Origin of the sequence: Agrobacterium cavarae (genome assembly GCF_004310285.1) — a bacterium.
Taxonomy (GTDB): Bacteria; Pseudomonadota; Alphaproteobacteria; order Rhizobiales; family Rhizobiaceae; genus Agrobacterium; species Agrobacterium cavarae.
The window spans coordinates 270,452-296,937 of sequence record NZ_SISF01000023.1; the positions used below are offsets into that span (position 1 = coordinate 270,452).

The 26,486-nt window shown below is 59.4% G+C and carries 24 protein-coding genes; 18 read left to right on the plus strand and 6 right to left on the minus strand.

Going from position 1 to position 26,486, the window contains the following annotated elements:
- Positions 1-69: 69 nt before the first annotated feature.
- Positions 70-1,527 (plus strand): dihydropyrimidinase, encoded by a 1,458-nt coding sequence (gene hydA / locus EYC79_RS04385; protein ID WP_130977254.1) that lies wholly within the window; start codon positions 70-72, stop codon positions 1,525-1,527.
- 51 nt (positions 1,528-1,578) lie between these two features.
- On the opposite strand, the gene mnhG is transcribed toward hydA, so the two are convergent.
- The 6 genes from mnhG to EYC79_RS04415 are packed head-to-tail and all read right to left on the minus strand — an operon-like array spanning position 1,579 to position 7,579.
- Complete coding sequence (mnhG, locus tag EYC79_RS04390; RefSeq protein ID WP_062425079.1) at positions 1,579-1,923, minus strand: monovalent cation/H(+) antiporter subunit G; 345 nt, start codon at positions 1,921-1,923, stop codon at positions 1,579-1,581.
- Positions 1,920-2,201, minus strand: a complete 282-nt coding sequence (locus EYC79_RS04395) for a K+/H+ antiporter subunit F (protein ID WP_062425080.1) — start codon at positions 2,199-2,201, stop codon at positions 1,920-1,922. The genes mnhG and EYC79_RS04395 overlap by 4 nt, the downstream gene beginning before the upstream one ends.
- Positions 2,198-2,686: a Na+/H+ antiporter subunit E gene (locus tag EYC79_RS04400; protein ID WP_062445473.1), complete on the minus strand. Its 489-nt coding sequence runs from the start codon at positions 2,684-2,686 to the stop codon at positions 2,198-2,200. The genes EYC79_RS04395 and EYC79_RS04400 overlap by 4 nt, the downstream gene beginning before the upstream one ends.
- The gene (locus EYC79_RS04405) at positions 2,683-4,329 is read right to left on the minus strand and encodes a monovalent cation/H+ antiporter subunit D (RefSeq protein WP_062425082.1); all 1,647 of its coding nucleotides are present in this window, start codon (positions 4,327-4,329) and stop codon (positions 2,683-2,685) included. Before EYC79_RS04405 ends, EYC79_RS04400 begins: the two co-directional genes overlap by 4 nt.
- Positions 4,326-4,661, minus strand: a complete 336-nt coding sequence (locus EYC79_RS04410; RefSeq protein WP_062425083.1) for a Na+/H+ antiporter subunit C — start codon at positions 4,659-4,661, stop codon at positions 4,326-4,328. The genes EYC79_RS04405 and EYC79_RS04410 overlap by 4 nt, the downstream gene beginning before the upstream one ends.
- Positions 4,661-7,579: a monovalent cation/H+ antiporter subunit A gene (locus EYC79_RS04415; RefSeq protein ID WP_130977255.1), complete on the minus strand. Its 2,919-nt coding sequence runs from the start codon at positions 7,577-7,579 to the stop codon at positions 4,661-4,663. The genes EYC79_RS04410 and EYC79_RS04415 overlap by 1 nt, the downstream gene beginning before the upstream one ends.
- A 1,066-nt stretch (positions 7,580-8,645) precedes the next feature.
- On the opposite strand from EYC79_RS04415, the gene EYC79_RS04420 reads away from it, so the two are divergent.
- From EYC79_RS04420 to EYC79_RS04500, 17 genes are all read left to right on the plus strand, one after another.
- Positions 8,646-10,253, plus strand: coding sequence for a globin-coupled sensor protein (locus tag EYC79_RS04420; protein ID WP_245495185.1), 1,608 nt, complete (start codon positions 8,646-8,648; stop codon positions 10,251-10,253).
- Positions 10,253-10,546 carry an STAS domain-containing protein gene (locus tag EYC79_RS04425; RefSeq protein ID WP_062425086.1) on the plus strand — a complete coding sequence of 98 codons (294 nt, stop codon included), beginning with the start codon at positions 10,253-10,255 and terminating at the stop codon, positions 10,544-10,546. The genes EYC79_RS04420 and EYC79_RS04425 overlap by 1 nt, the downstream gene beginning before the upstream one ends.
- Before the next feature lie 2 nt (positions 10,547-10,548).
- The gene (cheY1, locus tag EYC79_RS04430; protein WP_062425087.1) at positions 10,549-10,914 is read left to right on the plus strand and encodes a chemotaxis response regulator CheY1; all 366 of its coding nucleotides are present in this window, start codon (positions 10,549-10,551) and stop codon (positions 10,912-10,914) included.
- A gap of 16 nt (positions 10,915-10,930) precedes the next feature.
- Positions 10,931-13,207 (plus strand): chemotaxis protein CheA, encoded by a 2,277-nt coding sequence (locus EYC79_RS04435; protein WP_112358778.1) that lies wholly within the window; start codon positions 10,931-10,933, stop codon positions 13,205-13,207.
- A 14-nt stretch (positions 13,208-13,221) separates the two neighbouring features.
- On the plus strand, positions 13,222-14,130 hold the full coding sequence (cheR, locus tag EYC79_RS04440; RefSeq protein ID WP_062445463.1) for a protein-glutamate O-methyltransferase CheR: 909 nt from the start codon (positions 13,222-13,224) through the stop codon (positions 14,128-14,130).
- Positions 14,127-15,182, plus strand: a complete 1,056-nt coding sequence (gene cheB / locus EYC79_RS04445; protein WP_062425090.1) for a protein-glutamate O-methylesterase CheB — start codon at positions 14,127-14,129, stop codon at positions 15,180-15,182. The genes cheR and cheB overlap by 4 nt, the downstream gene beginning before the upstream one ends.
- Positions 15,183-15,572 carry a chemotaxis response regulator CheY2 gene (gene cheY2, locus EYC79_RS04450; RefSeq protein WP_062425091.1) on the plus strand — a complete coding sequence of 130 codons (390 nt, stop codon included), beginning with the start codon at positions 15,183-15,185 and terminating at the stop codon, positions 15,570-15,572.
- Positions 15,569-16,114: a chemoreceptor glutamine deamidase CheD gene (cheD, locus tag EYC79_RS04455; RefSeq protein ID WP_062425092.1), complete on the plus strand. Its 546-nt coding sequence runs from the start codon at positions 15,569-15,571 to the stop codon at positions 16,112-16,114. Before cheY2 ends, cheD begins: the two co-directional genes overlap by 4 nt.
- A gap of 14 nt (positions 16,115-16,128) precedes the next feature.
- Positions 16,129-16,512: a chemotaxis protein CheT gene (cheT, locus tag EYC79_RS04460; RefSeq protein WP_062425093.1), complete on the plus strand. Its 384-nt coding sequence runs from the start codon at positions 16,129-16,131 to the stop codon at positions 16,510-16,512.
- Positions 16,513-17,044: 532 nt separating this feature from the next.
- Positions 17,045-18,631, plus strand: a complete 1,587-nt coding sequence (locus EYC79_RS04465; RefSeq protein WP_245495195.1) for an ABC transporter substrate-binding protein — start codon at positions 17,045-17,047, stop codon at positions 18,629-18,631.
- A gap of 82 nt (positions 18,632-18,713) precedes the next feature.
- Entirely contained in the window at positions 18,714-19,667 is a 954-nt protein-coding gene (locus EYC79_RS04470) for an ABC transporter permease (RefSeq protein WP_130977257.1), read from the plus strand.
- A 2-nt stretch (positions 19,668-19,669) separates the two neighbouring features.
- Positions 19,670-20,560 carry an ABC transporter permease gene (locus EYC79_RS04475; RefSeq protein WP_130977258.1) on the plus strand — a complete coding sequence of 297 codons (891 nt, stop codon included), beginning with the start codon at positions 19,670-19,672 and terminating at the stop codon, positions 20,558-20,560.
- Positions 20,557-21,618 (plus strand): ABC transporter ATP-binding protein, encoded by a 1,062-nt coding sequence (locus EYC79_RS04480; RefSeq protein ID WP_130977259.1) that lies wholly within the window; start codon positions 20,557-20,559, stop codon positions 21,616-21,618. The genes EYC79_RS04475 and EYC79_RS04480 overlap by 4 nt, the downstream gene beginning before the upstream one ends.
- A 2-nt stretch (positions 21,619-21,620) precedes the next feature.
- On the plus strand, positions 21,621-22,586 hold the full coding sequence (locus tag EYC79_RS04485) for an ABC transporter ATP-binding protein (protein WP_130977260.1): 966 nt from the start codon (positions 21,621-21,623) through the stop codon (positions 22,584-22,586).
- An 82-nt stretch (positions 22,587-22,668) separates the two neighbouring features.
- Entirely contained in the window at positions 22,669-23,313 is a 645-nt protein-coding gene (locus tag EYC79_RS04490) for an aspartate/glutamate racemase family protein (protein ID WP_130977261.1), read from the plus strand.
- 123 nt (positions 23,314-23,436) lie between these two features.
- Positions 23,437-24,276 (plus strand): MurR/RpiR family transcriptional regulator, encoded by an 840-nt coding sequence (locus tag EYC79_RS04495; protein ID WP_130977262.1) that lies wholly within the window; start codon positions 23,437-23,439, stop codon positions 24,274-24,276.
- Positions 24,277-24,422: 146 nt separating this feature from the next.
- Positions 24,423-26,474 (plus strand): O-linked N-acetylglucosamine transferase, SPINDLY family protein, encoded by a 2,052-nt coding sequence (locus EYC79_RS04500; RefSeq protein WP_130977364.1) that lies wholly within the window; start codon positions 24,423-24,425, stop codon positions 26,472-26,474.
- Positions 26,475-26,486 lie beyond the last annotated feature (12 nt).

Below are 26,486 nucleotides of genomic sequence, written 5' to 3' on the forward strand. Positions count from 1 at the left end.
ACGCAAGATGGAGCCGGAACCGATCGGGGAGGCGGTGCCGGTCATGAACACAATGATAAGGGAACAGCCATGAGCAGCACCATCATCAAGAACGGGACCATCGTCACCGCCGACCTGACCTATAGGGCCGATATCCGCATCGAGGGCGGCGTTATCGTCGAGATTGGACCAGACCTCAAGGGCGTTAGCGAACTGGATGCGACGGGATGCTACGTCATGCCGGGCGGCATCGATCCGCATACGCATCTGGAAATGCCCTTCATGGGCACCTATTCGGCCGATGATTTCGATAGCGGCACGCGCGCCGCACTCGCCGGCGGCACGACCATGGTGGTCGACTTCGCGCTGCCAAACCCCGGTCAGTCGATGCTGGAAGCACTGACCATGTGGGACAACAAGACCTCACGTGCGGCCTGCGACTATTCCTTTCATATGGCGATCACCTGGTGGGGCGAGCAGGTCTTCAACGAGATGGAGACGATCGTTCGCGACAAGGGCATCAACACCTTCAAGCATTTCATGGCCTATAAGGGCGCGTTGATGGTGGATGACGACGAGATGTTTTCGTCCTTCCAGCGCTGTGCCGAACTCGGAGCGCTTCCGCTCGTCCATGCCGAAAACGGCGATGTGGTGGCGCAGATGCAGGCGAAGTTGATGGCGGAAGGCAATGACGGTCCGGAGGCGCATGCCTATTCCCGCCCGCCGGAAGTGGAAGGCGAGGCCACCAATCGTGCGATCATGATCGCCGGTATGGCGGGCTGCCCCGTCTATATCGTCCACACCTCCTGCGAGGAGAGCCACGAAGCCATCCGCCGCGCACGGCAAAAGGGCATGCGCGTCTATGGCGAGCCGCTGATCCAGCATCTGACGCTCGATGAGAGCGAGTATTTCAACAAAGACTGGGATCATTCCGCACGCCGTGTCATGTCTCCGCCCTTCCGCAGCAAGGCGCATCAGGACAGCCTCTGGGCTGGCCTTGCCGCGGGCTCGCTGCAATGCGTGGCGACAGACCATTGCGCCTTTACCACGCAGCAGAAGCGCACAGGTCTTGGCGATTTTCGCAAGATTCCGAACGGTACTGGCGGACTGGAAGATAGGCTGCCGATGCTCTGGACTTACGGCGTCAGCACCGGGCGCCTGACCATGAACGAATTCGTTGCCGTTACCTCCACCAATATCGCGAAGATCCTCAACATCTATCCCAAGAAGGGCGCGATCCTGGTGGGTGCGGATGCCGACCTTGTCGTGTGGGATCCAAAGCGTAGAAAGACGATCACGGCTACGAACCAGCAATCGGCGATCGATTACAATGTCTTCGAGGGCAAGGAGGTCATGGGCCTGCCGCGCTACACGTTGACGCGCGGTCAGGTGGCTGTGGAGGAAGGCGCGATGAAGAGCCGGGAAGGCCACGGCCGCTTCGTTTCCCGTCCGCCGCTGACGGCACCGGCAAAAGCGCTCTCCACCTGGAAGGAACTGACCGCGCCGCGCAAGGTGCAGCGCTCCGGAATTCCGGCAAGCGGCGTCTGATCGAACGGTTCGGGCGCGGCCAAACTGCCGCGTCCGCCATCCTTCTAGCTGTTACAGCCTGTCCGGCTTGCTCGGGTTCTGTTCGGCGCGGTCGCGATAAAGGGCGGCGCGGCCGAGAAGCATCAGCGAGACCGGCGTCGTGATGGTCATGAAGATGCCGATAAAGATTTCGTGGAAGACGAAGCGGCCGCCGGACACCGAGAAATAGATGATGGACGCCATGGCGATGCCGCCCGTGCCCCAGCTTGTGCCGAGTGTCGGCGCGTGCAGCCTTTCATAAAAGCTCTGCAGCTTGGCAAAGCCGATCGTGCCGATCAGCGTCAGCGACGAGCCGAGCAGGACGAAGAAAGCAACGAGAATGGCCGCCCAGAGCGGAAATTCGCCAGCATTGATCATTCGATCACCTCACCACGCATCAGGAATTTGGAAAGGGCCACCGTCGAGACGAAGCCCAGGATCGACATCAGAAGTGCGGCCTCGAAATAGATATCGTTACCGGTGCGCAAGCCGAAGGTCATCAAAAGCAGCATGGAGCTGACATAAAGCGTATCGACGCCGAGCACGCGATCCTGCGCACGGGGGCCGATCGCGATACGATAGACGGATATCGACATGGCAATTGCCAGGAAGATTTGGGCCAGAGAGAATGACCAGAAAAGGATAATCGAACTCATTCGAATATCTCCATCAGCATTTTTTCATATCGGTTCTTGATGAGGTTGATCCAGGTGGTCTCGCTGACATTGTCCAACACGTGGATCAGCAATGTGCCCTGGGAGGAATTGTATTCCAGCCATGCGCTGCCCGGCGTGGCTGTCAGAATGATGGACAGAACTGCAAGTCCAAGCGGATCGCGAATGTCGAGCGGGATGGTGAGGAAGCCGGACTTGCTGCTTCTCTTGCGCCCGAACAGGATGAGCGTGGCGACTGCGATATTCGACCGGATGATGTCATAAAGCACGATGAAGGTCAGCTTCACCACCGCGCTCCAACTGCGGATTCTCGGCTTTGCTGGCCGAAGTGAGGCCATCGACCAGGAGGCGATGAGCGCAACCGCTGTTCCGAGCACAAGATGCCCAGGCGAAAAGCTGTTGATCGTCATCCAGAAGATGATCAGCGACAGCGTCAAGAGCGGGTAGGGGAGAATGCGACGGATCATTGCGCTGCCTCCCCAGGATTGCCGGCTCGCGGCGCTGTCATGACACCTTGAATGTAGCTTTCCGGCAGGTCGAGAATGCGTGCCGTCTCCTGCATGTAACGCATGATCGGCCCAGCCTGCACGGTCATCGCAAGTGTCAGACCGATCAGCAGCATGATGGGCGCGATTTCGATGACGAAGACGCGGGGAACCGTGCCCTCGAGAGAGCTCCAGAAAGTGCGAATGCCGGCACGCGTCATCGAGATCAGAGCCGCAAGGCCGGAGAAAACGATGAGGAACACAAGCCACCAAGAGAGGGTCGAGATTTCGGTGTCAGCGCCCATCCCTTGCGGATTGAGAATGGCGGAGAGCATTGAGAATTTGGCGATGAAGCCCGAAAGTGGCGGCAATCCGGCAAGCAGAATGCCGCAGGCGGCAAAGCAGGTACCAAGCACCGCCATCGTGCCGGGCATCGTCACCCCGACCTCCTCTTGCTCCTCTTCCTCCTCACCATCGCCATAGGCTTCCATGGTCACGGCAAGAACGTTCGCCCCGGCATCCTGGCCGCGTTCCACAAGTTCGATCAGCATGAAGAAAGCGCTGATGGTCAATGTGGAGCTGACGAGGTAGTAGAGCGCACCTGCCGCCACCATCGGATTACCCGTGCCCATGGCGGCAAGCAACGTTCCCGAAGAGACGAGCACCGAAAAGCCCGCAAGACGGCCGAGCGCCTGGGAGGCCAGCACGCCGATCGTGCCGAAGACGATGGTGGCAATACCGCCGATCAGCAGTGCATCATGGCCGAAACCGGCAGAATCCCCCGCCGTCTGGCCGAAGAGGAGGAAGGAAAGCCGTGCAATGACATAGATGCCGACCTTGCTCATGATCGCGAAAATGCCGCCGACAGGAGCAGAGGCTGCGCCATAGGCGGCAGGCAGCCAGAAATTCAACGGCCACATGCCGGCCTTCACGAGAAAGGCGATACCGAGCACGGCCGCACCCGTTTGCAACAGCATGCGTTGGTCCGGATTGAGGCCCGCAATGCGCTGTGCCAAGTCACCCATATTGAGCGTGCCGGTCACGCCATAGATCAGGCTGACGCCAATCAGGAAGAACAGCGCGGCAACGAGGTTGATCGCGACGTAATGCAGGCCGGCCTTCACCCTCAACTGACCGGAGCCATGCAGCAGCAGACCGTAGGATGCCGCAAGCATGACTTCGAAGAAAACAAAGAGGTTGAAGAGGTCGCCGGTCAGGAACGCGCCGTTCACGCCCATCAGCATCAGGTGGAAGAGCGAATGGAAATGGGCACCCGACTTGTGCCACTTCGCCAGCGAATAGACGAGTGACGGGATCGCCAGCAGCGACACCAGAAGCACCATCAACCCTGAGAGCCGATCCGCCACCAGCACGATGCCGAAAGGGGCAGGCCAGTTGCCGAGAAGATAGACGCCTGTGGAGATGATCGCGGCGATTTCGGTGTTCACCGTCGAATTGACTTCGATGAAGAGGCCAATGGAGACCGCGAGTAGCACCAGCGTGGAAATGAAGCTGATCGCCGCCTTCGTCTTGCGCTTGCGCTCGTCGATGAAGAGCAGGATCGCGCCGGTGATCAACGGCACCAGAATGGGTGCGATCACGATGTGGGATGGGAATGAGTTCACTTGCTCTCCCTCCCGTCCACATGGTCGGTACCCGTCAGACCGCGCGCGGCGAGGAGCACGACGAGGAAGAGGGCGGTGGTGGCAAAGCCGATGACAATGGCCGTCAAAACCAGCGCCTGAGGCACAGGGTCGGCCAGCTGCGACACGGAAACGCCGTCCAGCAAAACCGGCGGCGCGTTTGTCTTGATGCCACCCACCCCGAAGATGAAGAGGTTGACGGCGTAGGACAGCAGTGAGAGGCCGACAATGACCTGATAGGTTCGCGGACGCAGGATGAGCCAGACGCCCGACCCCGTCATCACACCGATGCCGATGGCTAGAATGAGTTCCATTACACATCCTCCGCTTTGGCGGCGTCGGGTGTGCGTACCTTGTAGTTACGCAGTGATTGGTGCGCCAGTGCTATCAAAATCAGAACCGTGGAGCCGACCACAAGCGAGAAGACCCCAAGATCGAAGAGTAGGGCAGACGCTGTCGGCATCTTCGCGATATAGGGGATCTCCGTATATTGGAAGTAGGAGGTCAGGAACGGATAGCCGAAATACCACGAGCCCATTCCGGTGGAGGCTGCCATCAACAGGCCGAAGCCCATCCAGCGCAACGGCAGGATGCGGATACGATCTTCCGCCCAGCGGGTGCCGCCTGCCAGATATTGCATCAGGAAGGCAATCGCCATGGTGATGCCTGCGGCAAATCCACCGCCTGGAAGGTCATGACCGCGCATGAAGAGGAAGATCGAGAAGGTGATGACGACCGGGAACATCCACTGCATGATGACCGAGGGCACCAACAGATAGTCGCGCACCGTATCGCCCTTGCTGCGCTCGGGGCTTTCGGCATCGAAGGCGTTCTGGATCAACTGCTGCTCAGGCAGGCCGACGCTGTCCTGCGCTGGACGGAAACGACGCAGCAGGGCAAAGACGGTCAGACCGACAATCGCCAGAACCGCGATCTCGCCCATCGTATCGAAGCCGCGGAAATCGACGAGGATCACGTTGACGACATTGGTGCCGCCGCCTTCGCTATAGGCCCGCTCAAGGAAGTAGTTGGCAATGGTGTTGGGCACAGGCAGCGTCATCACCGCATAGGCAATCACCGTCATACCAATGCCGCAGAAGACGGCCAGCAGGAAGTCACGGCCACGACGAAGCTGCGCGGGCAGTTCGTTGTTGTTATCGACCTTCACCACGCGCTTCGGAAGCCAACGCAGGCCAAGCAGGATCAGCACCAGCGTGACGATCTCGACGAGCAACTGCGTGATGGCGAGATCGGGCGCGGACAACCATACAAAGGTCAGGCAGGTGACGAGACCGGAAACACCGAGCATGACCAGCGCGGCCAGCCGATGATACTTTGCCTGCCAGGCAGCACCCATGGCCGCAATCATCCCGATGCCCCATAGAACCGCAAAGATCGGGTCGAAGGAGGTAACTCTCGGAAGGGTGAGCGAGAACTGCGATGATACCAGCGGCGAGAATCCGGCGACGAGCGCGACGAAGATAAGGATACGCAGCTGCGGCTGTAACCGCCTGGTGCCAAGCGTGCTTTCCAGCCAGCGTGCCCATTTCCACGAGACGGTGACGATGATGCGCTCGAAGATACGCTGGCCTTTCAGGTGCCTGAAGATCGGCGGACCATCATCGCATTTGGAGAAGTAATCTCCAAGAAGCGCATAGATCGCGACGCCGCCGATCAGCGCAACGATACTCATGGTGAGCGGCAGGTTGAAACCATGCCAGATCGCCAGGCTGTAATAGGGCGTTTCTGGACCAAGAACCGATACCACGGCGGTGTGCAGGAAGGGGCCGACCGAAAGGCTCGGGACGATACCGACAATCAGGCAGGCGAGCACGAGAAACTCGATCGGAAAGCGCATCCAGCGCGGCGGCTCGTGCGGTTTCGGGTTTGGAAGGTCATGCGGCGGAGGCCCGAAGAACACCGTATGGATGAAGCGCAGTGAATAGGCCACCGCAAAGGCACCGGAAAGGGTTGCCACATAGGGAAGCGCCTTGTCGAGGAACGAATCCGCATGGGTCTCGATCGCCTCGGCGAAGAACATTTCCTTGGAGAGAAAGCCGTTGAAGAGCGGCACGCCTGCCATGGCAGCACTTGCGGCCATGGCAAGGGTCGCAGTCGCCGGCAGATAGCGATAAAGCCCGCTCAATCGGCGCATATCGCGTGTGCCGGTCTCATGGTCGATGATCCCGGCCGCCATGAAAAGCGATGCCTTGAAGGTGGCGTGGTTTGCCATATGGAAGATCGCCGCCACGGCCGCCAGCGGACTTCCGAGGCTGAGCAGCGTGGTGATCAGACCGAGATGGCTGATGGTGGAATAGGCCAGAAGCCCCTTCAGGTCCTGCTGGAACATGGCGAAATAGGCGCCAAGCAGAAGTGTGGTCATGCCGGCAAAGCCGACGAGCAGGAACCACTCCTGCGTGCCCGCAAGCACCGGCCAGAACCTGGCCAGCAGGAAGACGCCTGCTTTCACCATGGTGGCGGAATGCAGATAGGCCGAAACCGGCGTTGGCGCCGCCATCGCATTGGGCAGCCAGAAATGGAAGGGGAACTGCGCGCTCTTGGTCAGTGCACCGATCAGGATCAGGACGAGGGCCGTGAGGTAAAGCGGGTGTGCTTTGACATTGGACGCCTCGGCAATGATGGCATCGAGATCGTAGCTTCCGGCGATGTGTCCCAAGACCAGAAGGCCAGCGAGAAGGCAAAAGCCCCCGATGCCCGTCACGGTCAAGGCCATGCGCGCACCATCGCGGGCCGCGGCATTGTTGTGCCAGTAGCCAATCAGCAGGAAGGAGAAAATGCTGGTCATCTCCCAGAAGATCGACAGCAGAATGACGTTGCCCGACAGCACGATGCCGAGCATCGACCCCATGAAGGCCAGAAGAAAAGCGAAGAAGCGCGGGATCGGATCGTCTGCCGACATGTAATAGCGGGCATAGAGCACCACGAGAAAACCGATGCCGGTAATCAGCACCATGAACATCCACGCAAAACCATCCAGTCGGAGCGTGAAGTTCAGGCCAAGCTGCGGCAGCCATTCCACGTGATATTTGAGCACCTGGCCATTGGTGACGCTGGTGTAGAGGAGAATCGTCGAGATGAGACCGAAAAGCGCAATGCCGCCCGCGACGGCTGCCGGCCCCCGGGCTGCGCCATTGCGCGGCATCATGGCAGTGCAAAGGCTGCCAATAAAGGGAAGAGCGATCAAAATGGGGAGGATAACGTCAAGTCTCATAAAGGATGGCAATTTTCTCTGGCGTTAAAATATTCCGTGGCTGTTTCCACCAGAGATGCCAATCCTTCCAACAAAGAAACGGCAGTCCGGCGGACTAGGAGAAGTCTTTTTGGGGAGGTCCACGCGGCGAAGCCACGCGGACGGGCTGAACCCGATGCAAAATCGATCGCGCCGGGTCGAACCCAATCTGGGCTCTGATGTATGCCGTTACCACCCCCGGAGCGGATAAAAATGCGTCAACAAAATCGTGAACGGGCAGTGTGTGGGCGTAGCGGCAAGGATTGAGGCCGGGCTGATCGAAAGAGCGTTCCAGAGTTGAGAAAGCCCGCTCTTCGCTGGAGAGGCAGGATCGTTCCAGTCGTTGCGGCTTGAGGGCGGGACTTGAATTTGCCAAGGCAGGCGTGCCGAAGAAAACCAGCATGCCGGCAACAAGAAGGTTGATCAACCTGACAGGATGGTGCGGAAGACCGCGATGTCGTCCCATCCATGGCAAAATCGTCACCTCCTACGTATGTGCGCCTCAGCTAAACCGTGTCGCGATCTTTCAGATATGCTCCCGCATTTTGTTTCAACGCGCGATGTCATCGCAAACCGCTCGACATTCGTGAGCGGCACGCTTTACAGCGCCATCGTGAAGCAAATATCATATTGATTATCTTAGGGTAATGGCGCAACGCTTGTCCAGCGCGCGAGGCCGAAAAAGATGAAAAACCGGCAACATATCCAAAACGCCGGAGGCAGGACCTGCTACAGGGCACGCTCTAATGCAAATCAATGACAAATTTTAATAATCATGCCCTGAAATGAAGATTCTTAACTTTCAGGCAAGGAATTAACCATAAAGATTAGTCGTATTTCACGGCGAAATGGAGAGCGACTCTCCTTCCAGGCATGATGCCGCGCTGCCGTACCGGGTCGATCCGGTATTCCGTTTGGTTGCAGAAGGCTCAGCTAACGCTTGTGAGGCGTCCGTTACGGATGCCCATGTCGTGACATCCCTCAAGGATACTGGCGTTCTCTTAACCGTCATCTGCCGGTCTGGCCGGTAAAACATTGGGGACGTCACTTGGGGCAGGACCTGCCAACAGATCACTCGCGAAGGGCAACGGGCGGCAGCCTGGCTGGCCGGTTGCGTTTTGCTGGTCTTGATCAGGACCAGTGTGATCTGCTGCGCCGTTACCGCACCATGCTCGAGCCTCATCTGAAGGCAGGACTTCGCGACCTGATGGTGCGCTTCCAGTCCATGCCGGACTGTTCGCCATCCTTCGAGAGCGATCATCAGATCGAACGTCTGCACGACATGCAGACGGCGCACTGGTCGGTGCTGACCGATGCGCGGTTCGATGCGCTCTACGCCGAACGCGTCAAGGTTCTGTCCGACACCGAAAGCCGCATGGGCCTTGATCCGCGCTGGAGTGTGGCTGGTCGTGCGGTCGTGCTGGAAAATCTCCTCGCAGGCCTGATTGCGCAGCATCCGCCTCGCTCACTGCTGCCGGGTGCGCGCAAGCGCCATCAGGAATTGGCCGAGGCGGTCAAATCCGTCGTTCGGCTGGTGATGGTCGATACCGAGATTGCCGTCTCCCTGCGCTTCAACGAACTGCGCATTCGCCACACACAAGAGCTTGCCCGTCAGCGCGAGAGCGATCAGGCAGAGGTCGTAACGCTCTTTGGCGACGCCCTCAACGCCTTCGCCGCCGGCGATCTGACAGCCCGCATCGCCGGCGAACTGCCGGAAGCCTACCGCGAGATCGCCGAAGCGTTCAACTCTGCCATGACGCGGATCGGTCATTCGATGGCCGCCACGCAAGAAAGCGTTCACAAGACGCAAACCGTCGCCGAGCGCATGTCGCGCGAAAATTCTGGCCTTGCCACGGGCTCGACGGAACAGGCCCGTCGCCTCGGCGATGCCTCACAGCGCCTCGGCGCGGTCATCCACGACGTCCGTGATAGCAGTGACCGGATTTCGGCGGCCGAATCCGCAGTGTCGCAGGCACGCAATGCCGCCACCGAAAGCGGCATGGCGGTCGGCGAAGCGATCAGCGCCATGTCTGATATCGAGCAATCGGCAGAGCAGATCGGCCGCATCATCGGCTCCATCGACGAAATCGCCTTCCAGACCAATCTCCTGGCGCTGAATGCCGGCATTGAAGCCGCACGTGCGGGGGAAAGCGGACGCGGCTTCGCCGTCGTCGCGCAGGAAGTCCGGGCGCTGGCACAACGCTCCGCCGAAGCCGCACGGGAGATCAAGAACCTCGTCAACGGCACCAAGACGCAAGTCGATGAAGGCGTGCGCATGGTCCATCGCACCCAGGAAGCCATCGAAGGTGTCGTGCGTCAGGTCTCTGGCATCAGCGACATGATCGGCGATGTCGCCCGCCGCACGGGTGAGCATTCCGGTCATCTCAACCACGTCTCCGTCGAACTGGAGGCCATCGGCACGGACGCGAATCGTGCCGCCGAGCGCCTGTCCTCATCGGCGAATGAGGCCGACGATCTTCACACCGTCATTCTCGAACTCGGCCGTACGGTGCGCGAGTTCCGCATCGCCCGCCAGGCTTATGCCGATGAGGTGATCGCGCCGGAGCCGAGAAGAGCCAATGCGACCGTCATGCGTCCCGAGCGCATGGATTACGGCCATGCGCAGCAACAATACAAACGCCAAGGAGTCATTTGATGGCAGGCAGGACAGCAGCGCATTCGACACTGAAATTGTCACCTGTGCTGGACCTCAATCAAGCATCCGTCTTGCACGGAAAATTGAAAGAACTCAGAGGCAAGCCGGTTACGGTCGATGCCTCCGAGGTCGAGCGTGTCGGCGCACAATGCGTCCAGATATTGATGGCTGGCATCAAGGCCTGGGAGGCCGATGGCAAGCAATTCACATTTTCAAAGGCTTCTGAAGCCTTTGATAAAACCCTTAAACTGATCGGCGTTGATATCGGTCATATGCTCCCGAAGGAGATATAGGAATGAAGAAAAAAGTTCTCACAGTCGACGACTCCCGCACGATCCGCAACATGTTGCTGGTCACGCTCAACAATGCCGGTTTCGAAACCATTCAGGCCGAAGACGGCGTCGAAGGTCTGGAAGTCCTGGAAGGTTGCAATCCCGACGTCATCGTCACGGATATCAACATGCCGCGCCTTGATGGTTTCGGTTTCATCGAGGGCGTTCGTCGCAACGAAAAGTACCGTGCCGTTCCAATCCTCGTTCTGACCACCGAAAGCGACGCCGAGAAGAAGAACCGTGCCCGCCAGGCTGGCGCGACCGGTTGGATCGTCAAGCCGTTCGACCCCGTAAAACTGATCGATGCCATTGAACGTGTAACTGCCTGATACGGGATCATTCACGATGGATATGAACGAAATCAAAGAAATCTTCTTCCAGGAGTGCGAGGAACAGCTCGCCGAACTGGAATCGGGACTTCTTAAACTGAATGACGGCGACCGCGACCCGGAAACCGTAAATGCCGTCTTTCGTGCCGTTCATTCCATCAAGGGTGGAGCCGGTGCGTTCGGTCTCGATGAACTGGTGGCTTTCGCGCACGTCTTCGAAACCACGCTCGATTGCGTTCGATCCAACAAGCTCGATCCTAATCAGGATGTCCTGAAAGTGATGCTGAAATCGGCGGATGTTCTCGCCGATTTGACGAATGCTTCCCGCGATGGCGGCAGCGTCGATGAAAGCCGCACCCGTGGTCTCGTCAAGGAACTGGAGGCTCTTGCCAACGGCGAGACGATCACGCCGTCCGCAGCAGAACCGGCAGCTCCCAAGCCGGCAGCCAAGGCAGCCGTCGTGCCCCCGCCGGCACCGGCGCCAGCGCCGACAGATGACAGCGGCTTCCAGCCGATCGCCTTCTCCTTTGGCGATTTCGAGGACGCGGCCATTCCGCTCATGGAAGCGCCCACCTTCAATATCACCTTCAAGCCGTCGGCAGCCCTTTATTCCAAGGGCAATGAATCGGCCCTGTTGCTGCGTGATCTCGCCCGCATCGGTGAGATGAGCGTCAATTGCGATATGAGCACGCTGCCATCGCTTGACGAGATGAACCCGGAAGGCGCCTACTTCTTCTGGAAGATCGCGATCAAGACCGACAAGGGCGAAGAGGGCATCCGCTCCGTCTTCGAATTTGCCGAGTGGGATTGCGAACTCGACATCGTGATGGCCGAAGACGAAACCTCGGCCGATGAAGAACTGCCGATGATTCCGGTGCCCTTCGATCTTTCCGCGCTGGAAGACGATGTGCATGAGCCAGCGGTTCAGCCGGCCTCCATGGACGAGCCGGTTGTTGCAAAGGCTGTCGCCACCGCATCGGCTGCAACGGAAGTCACCCAGGCGGTGGCTGCTGCCGTCGAAAAGCGCGAGGCAGCGTCGCCTGCCGCTGCGGCAAACGCTGCCAATGCCGCCAACAACGCCAGCGCCGGGCAGACGATCCGCGTCGATCTCGACCGCGTCGACCGCCTGATCAACCTGGTGGGCGAACTCGTTATCAACCAGGCGATGCTGTCGCAGAGCGTCATCGAAAACGATACGACGGGCACATCTGCCGTCAACATGGGTCTAGAAGAGCTTCAGCAACTGACGCGTGAGATCCAGGATAGCGTCATGGCCATCCGCGCGCAGCCAGTGAAGCCGGTCTTCCAGCGCATGTCGCGTATCGTCCGCGAAGTCGCCGACATGATCGGCAAGCAGATCCGCCTCATCACTGAAGGTGAAAACACCGAAGTGGATAAGACGGTCATCGATAAGCTGGCCGAGCCTCTGACCCACATGATCCGCAATGCCGTCGACCACGGCATCGAAACACCCGAAAAGCGCGAAGCCGCCGGCAAGAACCCGGAAGGTACCGTCAAGCTGACCGCCAAGCATCGTTCGGGCCGCATCCTGATCGAACTGCAGGACGATGGCGCCGGCATCAACCGCGAGCGCGTCCGCCAGAAGGCGATCGACAATGATCTGATCTCGGCAGATGCCAATCTCACGGATGAGGAGATTGACAACCTGATCTTCGCACCGGGCTTCTCCACCGCCGACAAGATTTCGGACATCTCCGGTCGCGGCGTCGGCATGGACGTGGTCAAGCGCTCGATCCAGGCACTCGGTGGCCGCATCAGCATTTCGTCCCGCCCTGGCCTCGGCTCGACCTTCACCATGAGCCTTCCGCTGACGCTGGCCGTTCTCGACGGCATGGTGGTCACGGTTGCGGGCCAGACGCTTGTGGTGCCGTTGACGGCAATCGTCGAGACGCTACAGCCGGAAGCGCAGAATATTCACTCCTTCGGCTCCAATCAGCGGCTGATCTCGATCCGCAACTCCTTCTGCCCGCTGGTGGATGTCGGTCGCATTCTCAACTTCCGTGCCACACAGGCCAACCCGGTCGATGGCGTGGCGCTTCTCGTGGAATCCGAAGGCGGCGGCCAGCGCGCCCTGATGGTCGATGCCATCCAGGGACAGCGTCAGGTGGTCATCAAATCCCTTGAAGCCAACTACACCCATGTTCCGGGCATCGCTGCCGCAACCATCCTTGGTGATGGCCGCGTAGCGCTGATCCTTGACGTGGATGCCGTGGTCGGCGCCTCGCGCGGCCAGTCCCTGAAACAAGAAATGTCGCTCGCGGCAACAGGCTGAAAAGTTGGTGATGAATGACAGCGCTTAAGTTCAACGAACAGCGTGGACCCCAGGATGAAGTGCTTGTCAGCGGCGAATACCCGCTGACGCGTCGCGACCTGGCGGATATCGCCGCAATGATCTACGCGGATGCCGGTATCTATCTCAACGATACCAAGGCGTCGCTCGTCTATTCGCGCCTGTCCAAGCACATCCGTAATCTCGGCCTTTCCGGCTTCAAGGAATATTGCGCCCTGGTCTCCTCGGAGCAAGGTTCCGCCGCTCGCCGGGAAATGCTGTCGCATCTCACCACCAACTTCACCCGCTTCTTCCGCGAGAACCACCATTTCGATCACCTGCGCGACGAGGTTCTGCCGGGCCTCATCGCACGGGCAAAGAGCGGCGGACGCGTTCGCATCTGGTCCGCAGCCTGCTCGGATGGCCAGGAGCCCTATTCGATCGCACTGACCGTGCTCGGTCTCTTCCCGAACGCTACCGATTACGACTTCAAGATCCTGGCAACCGATATCGACCCGAAGATTCTCGCTCAGGCGAGAGCGGGTCTTTACGACGACGGTGCTCTCGAAACCGTATCGCCCGCCATGCGCAAGCAATGGTTCCAGGAAGTGGATGCCGGCGGACGCCGCAAGCACCAGATCAGCGACAAGGTCAAGCGTCTGATCACCTTCAACGAGCTGAACCTGATGGCGCAGTGGCCGTTCAAGGGCGGCTTCGACGTGATCTTCTGCCGCAACGTGGTGATCTATTTCGACGAGCCGACGCAGGTAAAGATTTGGTCGCGCTTTGCCGGTCTGCTGCCTCAGGGCGGTCACCTCTATATCGGTCACTCCGAACGCGTTTCCGGCGAAGCCAAGGAGCAGTTCGACAATACCGGCATCACCACCTACAAATACATCGGCAAGTCCGCCGGGAGGAGAGCATGAGCATGCCCGCCCGCGTTCTCGTCGTCGATGATTCTCCCACCATGCGTGGCCTGATCTCCGCCGTCCTCCAATCCGACCCGGATGTCGAGGTCATCGGTCAGGCTGGCAACGCCATGGAAGCGCGCGCCGCGATCAAGGAACTCAATCCGGACGTCGTGACGCTGGATATCGAGATGCCCGAGATGAACGGGCTTGAGTTTCTCGACAAGATCATGCGCCTGCGCCCCATGCCAGTCATCATGGTTTCGACGCTGACCCATCGCGGCGCGGATGCCTCCCTCGCCGCGCTCGAAATCGGTGCCTTCGATTGCGTTGGCAAGCCGGTGCCGGGCGACGCGCAGCCCTTTCCCGATCTTGCGGAGAAGGTGAAGGCAGCGGCCCGCTCGCAGCACCGCACCTATCGCAGCGCCGTTACCGAACGACCAGCCGCGCCGCAGCCGGTTGCGGTCACCAATTACAGCGTCGGTCGCAAGATCGTTGCCATTGGGTCGTCTACCGGTGGCGTGGAAGCGCTGATCGCCGTCTTGCAGAAGTTTCCGATCAATTGCCCGCCGACGGTGATCACCCAGCATATGCCGCCAACCTTCACCAAGAGCTTTGCCGAGCGCCTGAACCGGCTCTGCGCGCCCGTTGTGGAAGAGGCGACGGATGGCGCGCGGCTTCAGACCGGCAAGGTCTATCTCGCACCTGGTGGTGACCGGCATTTGCAGGTTGTTAATCATGCCGCGCCATGCTGCAGACTGATCGAACGCGAGCCTGTTAATGGTCATCGGCCATCGGTAGACGTTCTGTTCGATTCAGTGGCCGAGCTTGCCGGTCGCAACGCCGTCGGCGCCATTCTGACCGGGATGGGACGTGACGGTGCAGCAGGTCTCTTGAAGATGCGCCATGCCGGTGCCCGCACTGTCGGACAGAACGAGAAAACCTGTGTGGTCTATGGAATGCCGCGTGTGGCTTACGAGCTTGGCGCGGTCGAACATCAACTTCCGCTGAACGCCATCGGCGAAGAAATTCTGAAACTAACTGCCGCCCGAAAAGAAGGTTCTGATTAAATGTCTCTCGCAGAAAAGATAAAAGTGTTGATCGTTGACGATCAGGTCACCAGCCGCCTGCTGCTAAGTGATGCGCTCACGCAGCTTGGCTTCAAGCAAATCACTGCCGCCGGCGACGGTGAGCAGGGCATGAAGATCATGGAGCAACAGCCCCACCATCTGGTGATCTCCGACTTCAACATGCCGAAGATGGATGGCCTCGGCTTCCTTCAGGCGGTTCGCACGAACCCGTCGACGAAGAAGGCCGCCTTCATCATTCTGACCGCGCAGGGAGACCGCGCTCTGGTGCAGAAAGCAGCCCAACTCGGCGCAAACAACGTGCTGGCCAAGCCGTTTTCGATCGACAAGATGAGGGCGGCTATTGAAGCCGTATTTGGATCGCTGAAATGATCGAAACCGCAGCCAAGCGCGTACACATAATTCAGGGCGAGTATAAGATCGCCAATGATCCCGACGTGGTCTTGTCGACCATTCTCGGCTCGTGCGTGGCTGCGTGTCTCAGAGACCCTGTTGCGGGCGTCGGCGGCATGAATCACTTTCTGCTGCCGGGTACAGGGGGTATGGGGGGCGGAGATGCGACCCGGTATGGGGTGCATCTCATGGAACTTCTGATCAACGGCTTGCTCAAGCAGGGAGCGCGCCGTGATCGTCTGGAGGCAAAGGTCTTTGGTGGCGCAAAGACCATTGCCAGCTTCTCCAATGTGGGGGAGCAGAACGCAATCTTCGCGATGCAGTTCTTGAAGGATGAAGGCATTCGGGTGGTCGGCAGCTCCACGGGCGGAGAGCATGGCCGAAAGGTGGAGTTCTGGCCGGTATCAGGCAGGGCGCGCCAGCACCCATTGAGCGGTGCCGAAACCCAGAAGACCGTCGCGCTGGAAACCCGTCCGGTTCCGGCTGCAAAGCCGGCGGCAAGCGATATCGAATTTTTTTGACAACGGAGTTGCCTATGCATATCGCTGAGCGTGCTGGACCTGAAATGTTTGAAGAGGCTTTGCCCACGATCCTCATGCGGGTCGTCTCAGAACTGCATGACGTCGCCTATCTGATCGAACGCATCGAGCCCCAGCTCCTGGAGGCCACCAATGGTGCAGTCACCGATGATGGGTTGAAACTCTTGCAGGGTATCGATCTTGCGGTCCAGAAGGCCCGCGGACTTGCCGAGTTCATCGACACCATCACCGGCTCCATCCCTGTGGAATGGGCCGTGGACGTGACGACGGCTCTCAGCCTCGTCAAGCTCGCCGAAATGCAGAAGGCACTTGGCGCTGGTTTGCGCCACGGGCACTCCCAGCCGATCGACAAGGCATCCGGCGACTTCGATCTGTTTTAGAGTGGCCTTGCGTCCTTCTGGACGCATTAACGACACTCCTCATTCTTTCAACCACGCATCGTGCTTTTCCGACAATCGATTCCGATTTCGGGGGGATGCTGTCGTGTAAGCGCAGAGTGTCTTCCTTCGCTCTTAACCCGTCACTGGTACAAGCCGCCGCGCATACTGCACGATGCATTCTAAGCCGCTCTGCCGGAGATAGCTTCCACGACCGTGAGCCCGTAAACCGGCCTCTTTAGCAGACATATGCGCTCCTTCGTCTAACAAGTCATTTTTAGGCACTGACGCCTGTTACCGCATGCGATTACAGCAGGTTTCGCGGGAAGGAGAGCATTCGCAATACTGCACGAAAGCGTAACCCTCTGAAAATGATATGAAACTGTGGTTTCATATCATTTGGCACGAAACCTGCATTGCGTATCCCGACTGAGACATACTCAGCCTATCGAACCAGAGGGAACGCATGACAAACGATTTCAGAAAAACACCGGCAGCTGCGGGCATCATCGAGAAATTGCGCCGCGCCCGGTTGATGGGCTCTGCTGCATTGGCGTTTCTGGCCATGACGGCAAGCGAAACCTTGGCCGAAGGTACGCTCCGCATTGGCATGACGGCCTCCGATATACCCCTGACCACCGGCCAGACCGATCAGGGCGGCGAGGGTCAGCGCTTCATGGGTTATACGCTCTACAACGCTATGATCGAGTGGGACCTTTCGAGCGCCGACAAACCCTCGACCCTCATTCCCTCCCTCGCGACATCCTGGTCCGTGGATGCCGTCGACAAGACCAAGTGGACGTTCAAACTGCGCGACGGCGTGAAGTTTCACGATGGAAGTGCTTTCGACGCGGCGTCCGTTGTCTGGAACCTCGACAAGATCCTCGTGCCGGATTCACCCCAGTTCGACAAGCGCCAGTCGGCACAGGGAAAATCGCGTATTCCAGCCGTGGCTTCCTACAAGGTCATCGATCCGCTGACGGTCGAAATCGTGACCAAAACGCCCGATGCGACGCTCCCCTATCAGTTGAGCTGGATCCTCATGTCCTCGCCCGCGAACTGGGAGGCACAGGGCAAAAGCTGGGATGCCGTGGCTCAGAAGCCGTCCGGTACGGGACCTTGGAAGCTGGAAAATGGATTCACGCCGCGTGAGCGCGCCGAACTGACACCGAACAAGGACTACTGGGACAAGGCGCGCGTGCCGAAGCTGGACAAGCTGGTTCTGGTGCCTCTTCCCGAACCCAACACCCGTGTGGCCGCGCTGCGCTCCGGTCAGGTCGACTGGATCGAGGCGCCTGCGCCCGATTCCGTCAAATCGCTCAAGGACGCAGGTTTCGACATCGTCACCAATTCCTACCCGCACAACTGGACCTGGCACCTGTCGCGCGTCGAAGGTTCACCCTGGAACGATGTGCGCGTTCGTAAGGCCGCCAATCTTGCCGTTGACCGTGAAGGGATCAACGAGCTGCTCGGCGGTCTTTCCGTCCCGGCCCAAGGATACCTGCCACCCGGCCACCAGTGGTTCGGCAATCCGACATTCAAGCTGGAATACAATATCGAGGAGGCCAAGAAGTTGATGGCCGAGGCCGGCTACGGTCCCGACAAGCCGATCAACACCAAGGTCGTCATCTCCTCATCGGGATCGGGCCAGATGCTGCCTCTGGCGATGAACGAATATATCCAGCAGACGCTGGCAGAAATCGGCATCAATGTCGAATACGAGGTCGCGGACTGGAATACGGTCATCAACATCTGGCGCGCCGGCGCCAAGGATCCAAGCGCGAAGGGCGCCACCGCCGTCAACTACAGCTACTTCATTCAGGATCCCTTCACCGCACTGATCCGTCAATCGCAGTGCAACCTTGCTCCGCCGAATGGCACCAACTGGGGCTATTACTGCGATCCCGAAATGGATGCGCTGTTTGCCGAAGTGCGCAACACCTTCGATGCGGCGGAACAGGATAAGGTTCTGAGAAAAATCCACGAAAAATACGTCAATGAAGCGCTGTTCCTGATGGTCACGCATGACGTTAACCCCCGCGCCATGTCGAAAAAGGTGAAGGGCTTCGTGCAGGCACAGAACTGGTTCCAGGACTTCTCGCCGGTCACCGTCGATCCCTGATCCCTGATCCCAAGCGATAGCGGGCCGGGTTCTCGCCCGGCCTGCCGTTTTAGATCCTTGCCACGAACATCAAGAGGGTTTCATGCTTCTCTACGCGCTCAAGCGACTGCTGCACGTCATCCCGGTGGCAATTGGCGTGAGCATGGTTTGTTTCATGCTCATCCATATTGCTCCGGGAGATCCGCTGGCCGCCATTCTTCCCTCGGATGCTTCGGCTGAGATGCAGACGCAAATGCGCGTTTTCTACGGTCTGGACCGTCCTCTGGCTGTCCAATACGCAATCTGGATGTGGCATGCGCTGCATGGCGATCTCGGTACCTCGATTGCTACCGGACGGCCTGTTCTCGGCGAGATCATCGATGCATCCATCAATTCGATCATTCTCGCCGTGTCTGCGGCGGTCATTGGATTTGTCGGCGGCGCGACACTCGGCTTTCTCGCCGGTGTGTTTCGCGGCGGATGGGTCGATCGCATCGCCTCCGGCATCTCGATGCTTGGAGTCAGCGTACCGCACTACTGGCTCGGCATGGTGCTGGTCATCACCTTTTCCGTGACACTCGGATGGCTTCCGGCAATGGGTGGAGGACCGGGTGGCTCTGCCGGCCGCAGTTTCAGCTGGGATTATATTCAATATCTCGTGCTGCCGGCCGTCACCATGTCCGTCATTCCCATGGGCATCATCGCCCGCACCATTCGCTCGCTGGTGGCAGATATATACGCGCAGGACTTCACGCTGGCGCTGGCTGCCAAGGGCTTGATGAGCGGGCGTATCCTGCGCCATGTGGTGCGCAATGCCGCCCCGACCGCTCTCTCCGTCATGGGTCTGCAACTCGGCTATCTTCTCGGCGGTTCGATCCTGATCGAAACCGTCTTTTCATGGCCGGGTACCGGTTTCCTGCTCAATGGCGCGATCTTCACCCGTGACCTGCCCATCCTGCAGGGCACCATCCTCGTGCTCGCCATGTTCTTCGTCGTTCTCAACCTCATTGTCGACGTGTTGCAAAGCGCCATCGATCCGCGCATCCAGAGGAGCTGACAATGGCCGCAATAGCTGAAGCATCCGCAATTCCCGTCGAGAAAATCGCCAAGTCTCCCGGCTTCTGGAGCGGCGTTCTGACGCGTCTGCGTCGTGATCCCGTTGCCATGGTGGCGCTTGGGATCCTCGCCCTTCTCATCCTCATGGCCGTTTTCGCACCTTATCTGGCGCCCTACGATCCGGCGAAGGGCAGCGTCATCCGCAGGCTCAAACCGATCGGAACACCCGGCTATATCCTCGGCACCGACGAGCTTGGACGCGACATGCTTTCACGCCTGATCTACGGCGCGCGTCTGTCGCTCCTCATGGGCGTCATCCCGGTCCCCATCGCCTTCGTCATCGGTTCGGCCATCGGTATCATCGCCGGTTACGCAGGCGGTTTGGCCAACACGCTGATCATGCGCACCGTTGACGTGTTCTACGCTTTCCCGTCGGTGCTGCTGGCCGTGGCGCTGTCCGGCGCGCTTGGCTCTGGCCTCACAAATGCGCTCTTTTCCCTCACGGTCGTCTTCATCCCCCAGATCGCCCGTGTCGCCGAAAGCGTCACCACCCAGGTCCGCAAGCTCGATTACGTGGATGCCGCCCGCGCCTCCGGGGCTCCCGCGTTTACCATCGTCAGGGTCCATATTCTAGGCAACGTGCTCGGACCGATCTTCGTCTTCGCCACAAGCTTGATTTCCGTATCGATGATCCTCGCCTCAGGTCTCTCCTTTCTCGGGCTCGGCGTGCGTCCGCCGGATGCCGAATGGGGTCTGATGCTGAACACGCTGCGCACCGCCATCTACACCAACCCCTTCGTTGCAGCCTTGCCCGGCGTGATGATCTTCATCACCTCGATCTGCTTCAACCTGTTCTCAGACGGGCTGCGCACAGCCATGGACGTGAAGTCATGATGAAAGTCGTTGGAGCACCAAGCCTTGAACTGCCTATCGGAGAAAGGGGTGGCCCGGTCCAGCCACTGATTTCCGCCCGTGGGCTTCTGAAGCACTTTCCCGTCAAGGGAAGCGGCTTCCTGAAACCTAAAAAAGTCGTGCGCGCCGTTGACGGCGTCGATTTCGATATCCTGAAAGGCGAGACACTCGGCGTTGTCGGTGAAAGCGGTTGCGGCAAATCGACGACGGCGCGGCTTCTCATGCAACTGATCGCACCCGACCAGGGCGAAATTCTCTTCGATGGAGAAACGGTTGGCGGCGTCTTGCCGCTTTCTGCCTATCGCCGTCAGGTGCAGATGGTATTTCAGGACAGTTACGCCTCGCTCAATCCGCGACTGACGATCGAGGAATCCATTGCCTTCGCACCGCAGGTCCACGGCACGCCAGCGGCAAAGGCGATTGCAACGGCACATGATTTGCTGCACCGCGTCGGCCTCGAGCCATCGCGTTTTGCCGGTCGCTATCCACATGAGCTTTCCGGCGGTCAGCGCCAGCGTGTCAACATCGCTCGGGCTCTGGCGCTCAAACCGCGTCTCGTCATTCTGGATGAAGCGGTCTCGGCTCTGGACAAATCGGTGGAGGCGCAGGTGCTGAACCTGTTGCTCGACCTCAAGCGCGATTTCGGCCTGACCTATCTGTTCATCTCTCACGATCTCAACGTCGTTCGCTTCATGTGCGACCGGGTCATGGTCATGTATCTCGGCAAGGTGGCGGAGATCGGAAGTCGCGACGCCATCTACGGCAATACCGGTCATCCCTATTCGGCAGCACTTCTGGCCTCCATGCCGAAAATCGACCCTGCAGAACGCACCGAAGCGCCGCCGCTAACAGGTGATCCGCCCAACCCCATCGATCCGCCCCCCGGCTGTCGCTTTCATACCCGCTGCAGCTTTGCCGAGGATGTCTGTCAACGGGTGCTGCCGCCGCTCACCGAGATGTCTCCCAGCCAGGCAGCCGCCTGCCTGATGGCAAAGCCCGGTTCCGGCCATAGCCGTGCGCCAGCACTGACGGAGGCATAACGATGCAGAACGACGGTATGATCAATATCCGCAACCTGTCGGTTACGTTTCGGCGCGGCGGCAAATCCGTCAAGGCCGTCAACGGCGTGAACTTGGTCGTCAAGCCGGGCGAGGTGGTGGCCCTGCTGGGGGAATCCGGCTCTGGCAAAAGCGTGACCATGCGCTCGCTCTTGCGGCTTCATCCCAAGGGAACACTTGTTGAAGGTGCCATGTCGGTCGACGGACGTGACATCATGGGGCTTTCCAGCCGCGCCTTGTCCGATCTGAGGGGAGGCGTGGTGTCCATGGTGTTCCAGGAACCGCGTCTGGCGCTGGACCCGGTCTATACGGTCGGTAGCCAGATCGAAGAGACCATCATGCGCCATGAAAACGTTTCCCGCACCGTCGCTGCTCAACGCGCCCTTGCACTGTTCCAGAAGGTTCGCATTCCTTCACCGGAGCGGCGCCTTGGCAATTATCCGCATGAAATGTCGGGCGGCATGCTGCAGCGTGCGATGATCGCCATGGCGCTTGCCTGCAATCCGAAGGTGCTGCTGGCAGACGAGCCCACCACGGCGCTCGATGCAACGGTACAAATCCAGATCTTGCTGCTGATCCGCGAATTGCAGAAGGAATATGGCCTGTCGGTCATCTTCGTGACGCATGATATTGGCGTTGCGGCGGAAGTCGCAGACCGGATCGCTGTGATGTATGCCGGACGCATCGTCGAGGAAGGACGTGTCGGCGATCTCATCCGCAACCCGCGCCATCCCTATACCAAGGGCTTGCTGGGCGCGCGTGTGGAACTGGCCGAAGGCCGGGACCGGCTGATTACCATTCCCGGCGCACCGCCGGATCTTGCAGCCATGCCGCCGGGCTGCGCCTTCGCGCCGCGTTGCGAGCTGGCGCGTGAGGAGTGTCGTTCGGATGTTCCTGCGCTCACGCGGCTGTCTGCCGATTCACAGGTCGCCTGTATTCTCGCGCACTGAAGGCCTCGGAACGCTCGGCGCTCGTCGAGAAAAATGACAGGAACATAGGGGGCGAGTGTGTCTTGGCGGCACCTTGAAAGTCATGAAACGCATAGGATTGATCAACCCCAACACATCGCAGGCAACGACTGCGATGATGGTGGATATTGCGCGCGTCTACCTGCCGCAGGGCTTTGCCATTGAAGGCCTGACGGCGAAGCAAGGCGTGCCGATGATCCTTGATGAAAAAGCCCTGGCCGCTGCCGAAGAGGGCGTCATATCCATGGGAATGGAGCTTGCCCGACGCAGCGACGGCCTCATCATCTGTGCATTCGGCGATCCCGGGCTGGAGCGGCTTGCAGAGACGTCTGACATCCCCTGTATTGGCATATGTCAGGCAAGCATGATGGAGGCGTCTGCGGGCGGACGGCGCTTCGGCATCGCCACCGTCACGCCAGACCTCGTGGGGAGTTTCGTTGCCAAGGCGAAAGCTCTTGGCGTCGCATCTCTTTTTACCGGAACGCGGCTGACGACAGGCGATCCGCAACAACTCGCCTTAGCACCCGAAGCACTGCTTGCAGCGCTGGCGATCGCGACGCGTCAATGTTTCGAAGAGGACGGGGCTGAGGCTGTGATTATTGGCGGAGGGCCTCTCGGGCAGGCAGCGGAACAGTTGCAGGGCATGTTTACCGCTCCGGTTATCGCGCCGATCAGGTCGGCCGTGGAGTGGATGGTCCGAGCGCTTTAAGAAGGCCAGGCCTCGACCGTCCATGGTTGAGGCTGCCTGTGCTTTCACCGACGCGCTGTTTTTTGTTGCAAGCGTCATTCGGGCGGCAGAAAGTCGCCCATCGACCGTTTGCCGGAGCGCGCTGTGGTAAAGGAAAAATCGTTTCTGTTTCGAGTGAGGCAGGCCCTTCCGGACCTTCATCCAGCGGAAAAACGCGTTGGCGAATTCGTCTGCGATTTTCCGGGCGAGCTCGCGAGCTATTCCGCCCAGGAACTTGCCGCCTTGGCCCATGTGTCGAAGGCGACCGTCACGCGCTTCATCCAGCGGCTTGGTTATGACAGCTACGAGGAGGCGCGGCGCCATGCGCGGGCGGAGAAACAGACCGGCTCGCGCCTCTTTCTGGAACGCTCCGACGAGAGCGAAACAATGCAGTCCGTCAAAGCCCATGCCGCGCAGGATATTGCAAATATCGAGGCGACATTCCTTGCCATCTCGGACAGGCAGATAGAAAGTGCCGCGGATTGTCTGCTTCAGGCACGGAAAGTCTGGGTGATCGGATTTCGCAGCAGCCAGCCATTCGCAGCCTATTTTCAATGGCAACTGACGCAGGTCATTGAAAACATCGTCGCCATTCCTGGCCCCGGCCAGACACTGGGGGAACATTTCGCCAGTCTGCAGGACGCCGATATCGTCGTTGTGTTTGCCATGCGCCGTCGCGTTGCCCAGATCGATGCCATCCTTGACCATGTCAAGGCGTCGGAGGCCAAGCTTATCTACGTGACAGATGAGGGGGCACCCGGTCATAGCGGCGCCACCTGGCATTTCCGATGTCAGACGCTCGCGCCGGGTCCGCTGTTCAACCACACGGCTGTCATGGCGCTTTGCCATTTGCTGATTACGCGTTGCCTTGAAAAAGCCGGCCCATCGGGTCGCAAACGCTTGCGCAAGATCGAGATGTTGAACGACGGCTTCGATGAGTTGTAAGCGCCATGGCCGGTTGATGGATTTGGCCGCATCCCCCTCTCGTTTCGTAAAGCGCCGCACAAGCTTCATTGTATAATCGGTTGTCAGTCTATCACGGCCATGATTCCGCCTCCGGCGGGGCGGCCGGCTTGAAGGTTCTGAATGCAATGAATGCATCGGTTGGCGGCACGGCCCAGAATTCGCTCCTCCCCACTTTGTTGGAGCTTGCAAAAACCCAGCGTCTTTCGCTGGTGGACCTGCTGAAATTCGCAGAAACTTTGACGGCGCAAGGCAATCGCCAGGAGGCGGCAGAGCTCTACAAGAGCTGGCTCGCATTCAACGATCCCCATCCCGGCCAGCACATGGTCTGCTTCAACTTCTCCGTTTTGTTGCGGCAGATGAACGATCTTGCCGGTGCCGTGACTGCCATGCAGGCGGCGTTGAAGCATGATCCGATGTTCGGCCCTGCCCACATCAATCTCGGCCTTGCCTATGAGGATGCCGGAATGGCGACGCTTGCCATTCAGCAGTGGCGGGGCTTTGCAGAGAAAACATCTGAAACGACGCCGGATCAGCTGCTCTATCGTCACCTGGCGCTGCAGCATATCGGTCGTGTCATGGAAAATGCCGGACTGATGGAGGAGGCGGAGGCAGCCCTTTGGCAGGCCATGGAGCTTCGTCCGCACAAGCTGGAATCTGGACAGCATTGGAGCGCTCTGCGCCAGCGCCAGTGCAAATGGCCGATCCTGGTGCCCTCCAATCACGTCACCCAGCGCCAGATGATCGACGCCATGCCGCCGCTCACGCTTGGCTGCTATGCCGACGATCCGATCTTTCAGCTGGCCAACGCCCATCAATACGGCAAGACGCTCATTGGGCGACCGGATATCCGAAACTTCCCCCGCGCCACCGTCCGGCAGAAAACGGGCACGGGACTGAGGCTGCGTGTCGGTTACGTATCGTCGGACCTGCGCGATCACGCCGTTGGCTTTGCGCTGAGGGAAGTGCTCGAACTGCATGACAAGGCACGTGTCGAAATCTACGCCTATTATTGCGGAGAGGCCGTTGCCAACGATCCGACACAGACGCGAATGAAGGCGGTCGTGGATTGCTGGCGCGATGTCGCCGCGCTCTCCGACGAAGCAGCCGCGCGGCAGATCGCAAGCGACGAGATCGATATTCTGATCGACGTCAACGGCTACACCAAGCACGCCCGCACCAAGATTTTCGCCTATCGCCCCGCGCCTGTCATCGTCAATTTCTGTGGCTACCCTGGCTCCATGGCCACACCTTTCCACCAGTATATGATTGCCGACGAGGTGATCGTGCCTGAGGAAAGCGAGATCTACTATTCGGAAAAGGTATTGCGGATTGCCTGCAATCAGCCGCTCGACCGCAAGCGCGTTATTGCCGAGCGCCCGTCTCGCCAGGAAGCGGGCTTGCCGGAAGACACGTTTGTCTTCGCCTGCTTCAACGGCATGCAGAAGATCACACCATCCACCTTCGCGCAGTGGATGCGCATTTTGAATGAAACGCCGGACAGCATCCTGTGGCTTTTGACCGGTGGCGATAAGACCGATCAGCGCCTGCGCGATCTGGCAGAGGCTGCCGGCATTGCGCCGGAGCGTCTGCTCTTCGCGCCGAAAGCCCCGAACGCCGTGCACCTCGCCCGCATCGCGGTGGCAGACCTCTTCCTCGATACGTTCCCCTATGGTGCTCACTCGACCGCAGCGGATGCGTTGACCGTCGGTCTTCCGGTTCTGACATTCCCCGGCAAGTCTTTCCCGGCGCGCTTCTGCAGCAGCGTCGTCGCTGCGACGGGATGTTCCGAGCTTATCTGCACTGACCCCGAGGACTACGTTGCAAAGGCCATCGCATTCGCCAAGAAGCCGGCGAGCCTCAAGGCCGTGAGAGAGAAGCTGGAAGCGGAACGGGAAAAGAGTGTTCTGCGCGATATTCCCGCTACCGCGCGAAGGCTCGAAGACCTTTACTGGCAGATGCAGGGCGAAGCCGAACGGGGCGAAACACCTGTGCCCGATCTTCGCAATCTCGATGTCTATTACGAGATCGGCAGCGAGCTTGTGTCGGAAAATCTCGACTTCGTCGATGAGGCTTCCTACCGCGATCGCTATCTTCAAAAGCTGCGCGAATGGGACGCTTTCTCGCCCATCCAGCATGACAACCGCTTGTGGACCACGCAAGCATCCGCCACCGCTTGAACAGAGGCAGAG

What these genes read in the sequence shown, in the direction of transcription:
- hydA (WP_130977254.1), top strand. Translation starts at nt 70, where the DNA reads ATGAGCAGCACCATCATCAAGAACGGGACCATCGTCACCGCCGACCTG.
- mnhG (WP_062425079.1), bottom strand. Translation starts at nt 1,923, where the DNA reads ATGATCAATGCTGGCGAATTTCCGCTCTGGGCGGCCATTCTCGTTGCT.
- EYC79_RS04395 (WP_062425080.1), bottom strand. Translation starts at nt 2,201, where the DNA reads ATGAGTTCGATTATCCTTTTCTGGTCATTCTCTCTGGCCCAAATCTTC.
- EYC79_RS04400 (WP_062445473.1), bottom strand. Translation starts at nt 2,686, where the DNA reads ATGATCCGTCGCATTCTCCCCTACCCGCTCTTGACGCTGTCGCTGATC.
- EYC79_RS04410 (WP_062425083.1), bottom strand. Translation starts at nt 4,661, where the DNA reads ATGGAACTCATTCTAGCCATCGGCATCGGTGTGATGACGGGGTCGGGC.
- EYC79_RS04415 (WP_130977255.1), bottom strand. Translation starts at nt 7,579, where the DNA reads ATGAGACTTGACGTTATCCTCCCCATTTTGATCGCTCTTCCCTTTATT.
- EYC79_RS04425 (WP_062425086.1), top strand. Translation starts at nt 10,253, where the DNA reads ATGGCAGGCAGGACAGCAGCGCATTCGACACTGAAATTGTCACCTGTG.
- cheY1 (WP_062425087.1), top strand. Translation starts at nt 10,549, where the DNA reads ATGAAGAAAAAAGTTCTCACAGTCGACGACTCCCGCACGATCCGCAAC.
- EYC79_RS04435 (WP_112358778.1), top strand. Translation starts at nt 10,931, where the DNA reads ATGGATATGAACGAAATCAAAGAAATCTTCTTCCAGGAGTGCGAGGAA.
- cheR (WP_062445463.1), top strand. Translation starts at nt 13,222, where the DNA reads ATGACAGCGCTTAAGTTCAACGAACAGCGTGGACCCCAGGATGAAGTG.
- cheB (WP_062425090.1), top strand. Translation starts at nt 14,127, where the DNA reads ATGAGCATGCCCGCCCGCGTTCTCGTCGTCGATGATTCTCCCACCATG.
- cheY2 (WP_062425091.1), top strand. Translation starts at nt 15,183, where the DNA reads ATGTCTCTCGCAGAAAAGATAAAAGTGTTGATCGTTGACGATCAGGTC.
- cheD (WP_062425092.1), top strand. Translation starts at nt 15,569, where the DNA reads ATGATCGAAACCGCAGCCAAGCGCGTACACATAATTCAGGGCGAGTAT.
- cheT (WP_062425093.1), top strand. Translation starts at nt 16,129, where the DNA reads ATGCATATCGCTGAGCGTGCTGGACCTGAAATGTTTGAAGAGGCTTTG.
- EYC79_RS04465 (WP_245495195.1), top strand. Translation starts at nt 17,045, where the DNA reads ATGGGCTCTGCTGCATTGGCGTTTCTGGCCATGACGGCAAGCGAAACC.
- EYC79_RS04470 (WP_130977257.1), top strand. Translation starts at nt 18,714, where the DNA reads ATGCTTCTCTACGCGCTCAAGCGACTGCTGCACGTCATCCCGGTGGCA.
- EYC79_RS04475 (WP_130977258.1), top strand. Translation starts at nt 19,670, where the DNA reads ATGGCCGCAATAGCTGAAGCATCCGCAATTCCCGTCGAGAAAATCGCC.
- EYC79_RS04480 (WP_130977259.1), top strand. Translation starts at nt 20,557, where the DNA reads ATGATGAAAGTCGTTGGAGCACCAAGCCTTGAACTGCCTATCGGAGAA.
- EYC79_RS04485 (WP_130977260.1), top strand. Translation starts at nt 21,621, where the DNA reads ATGCAGAACGACGGTATGATCAATATCCGCAACCTGTCGGTTACGTTT.
- EYC79_RS04490 (WP_130977261.1), top strand. Translation starts at nt 22,669, where the DNA reads ATGAAACGCATAGGATTGATCAACCCCAACACATCGCAGGCAACGACT.
- EYC79_RS04500 (WP_130977364.1), top strand. Translation starts at nt 24,423, where the DNA reads ATGAATGCATCGGTTGGCGGCACGGCCCAGAATTCGCTCCTCCCCACT.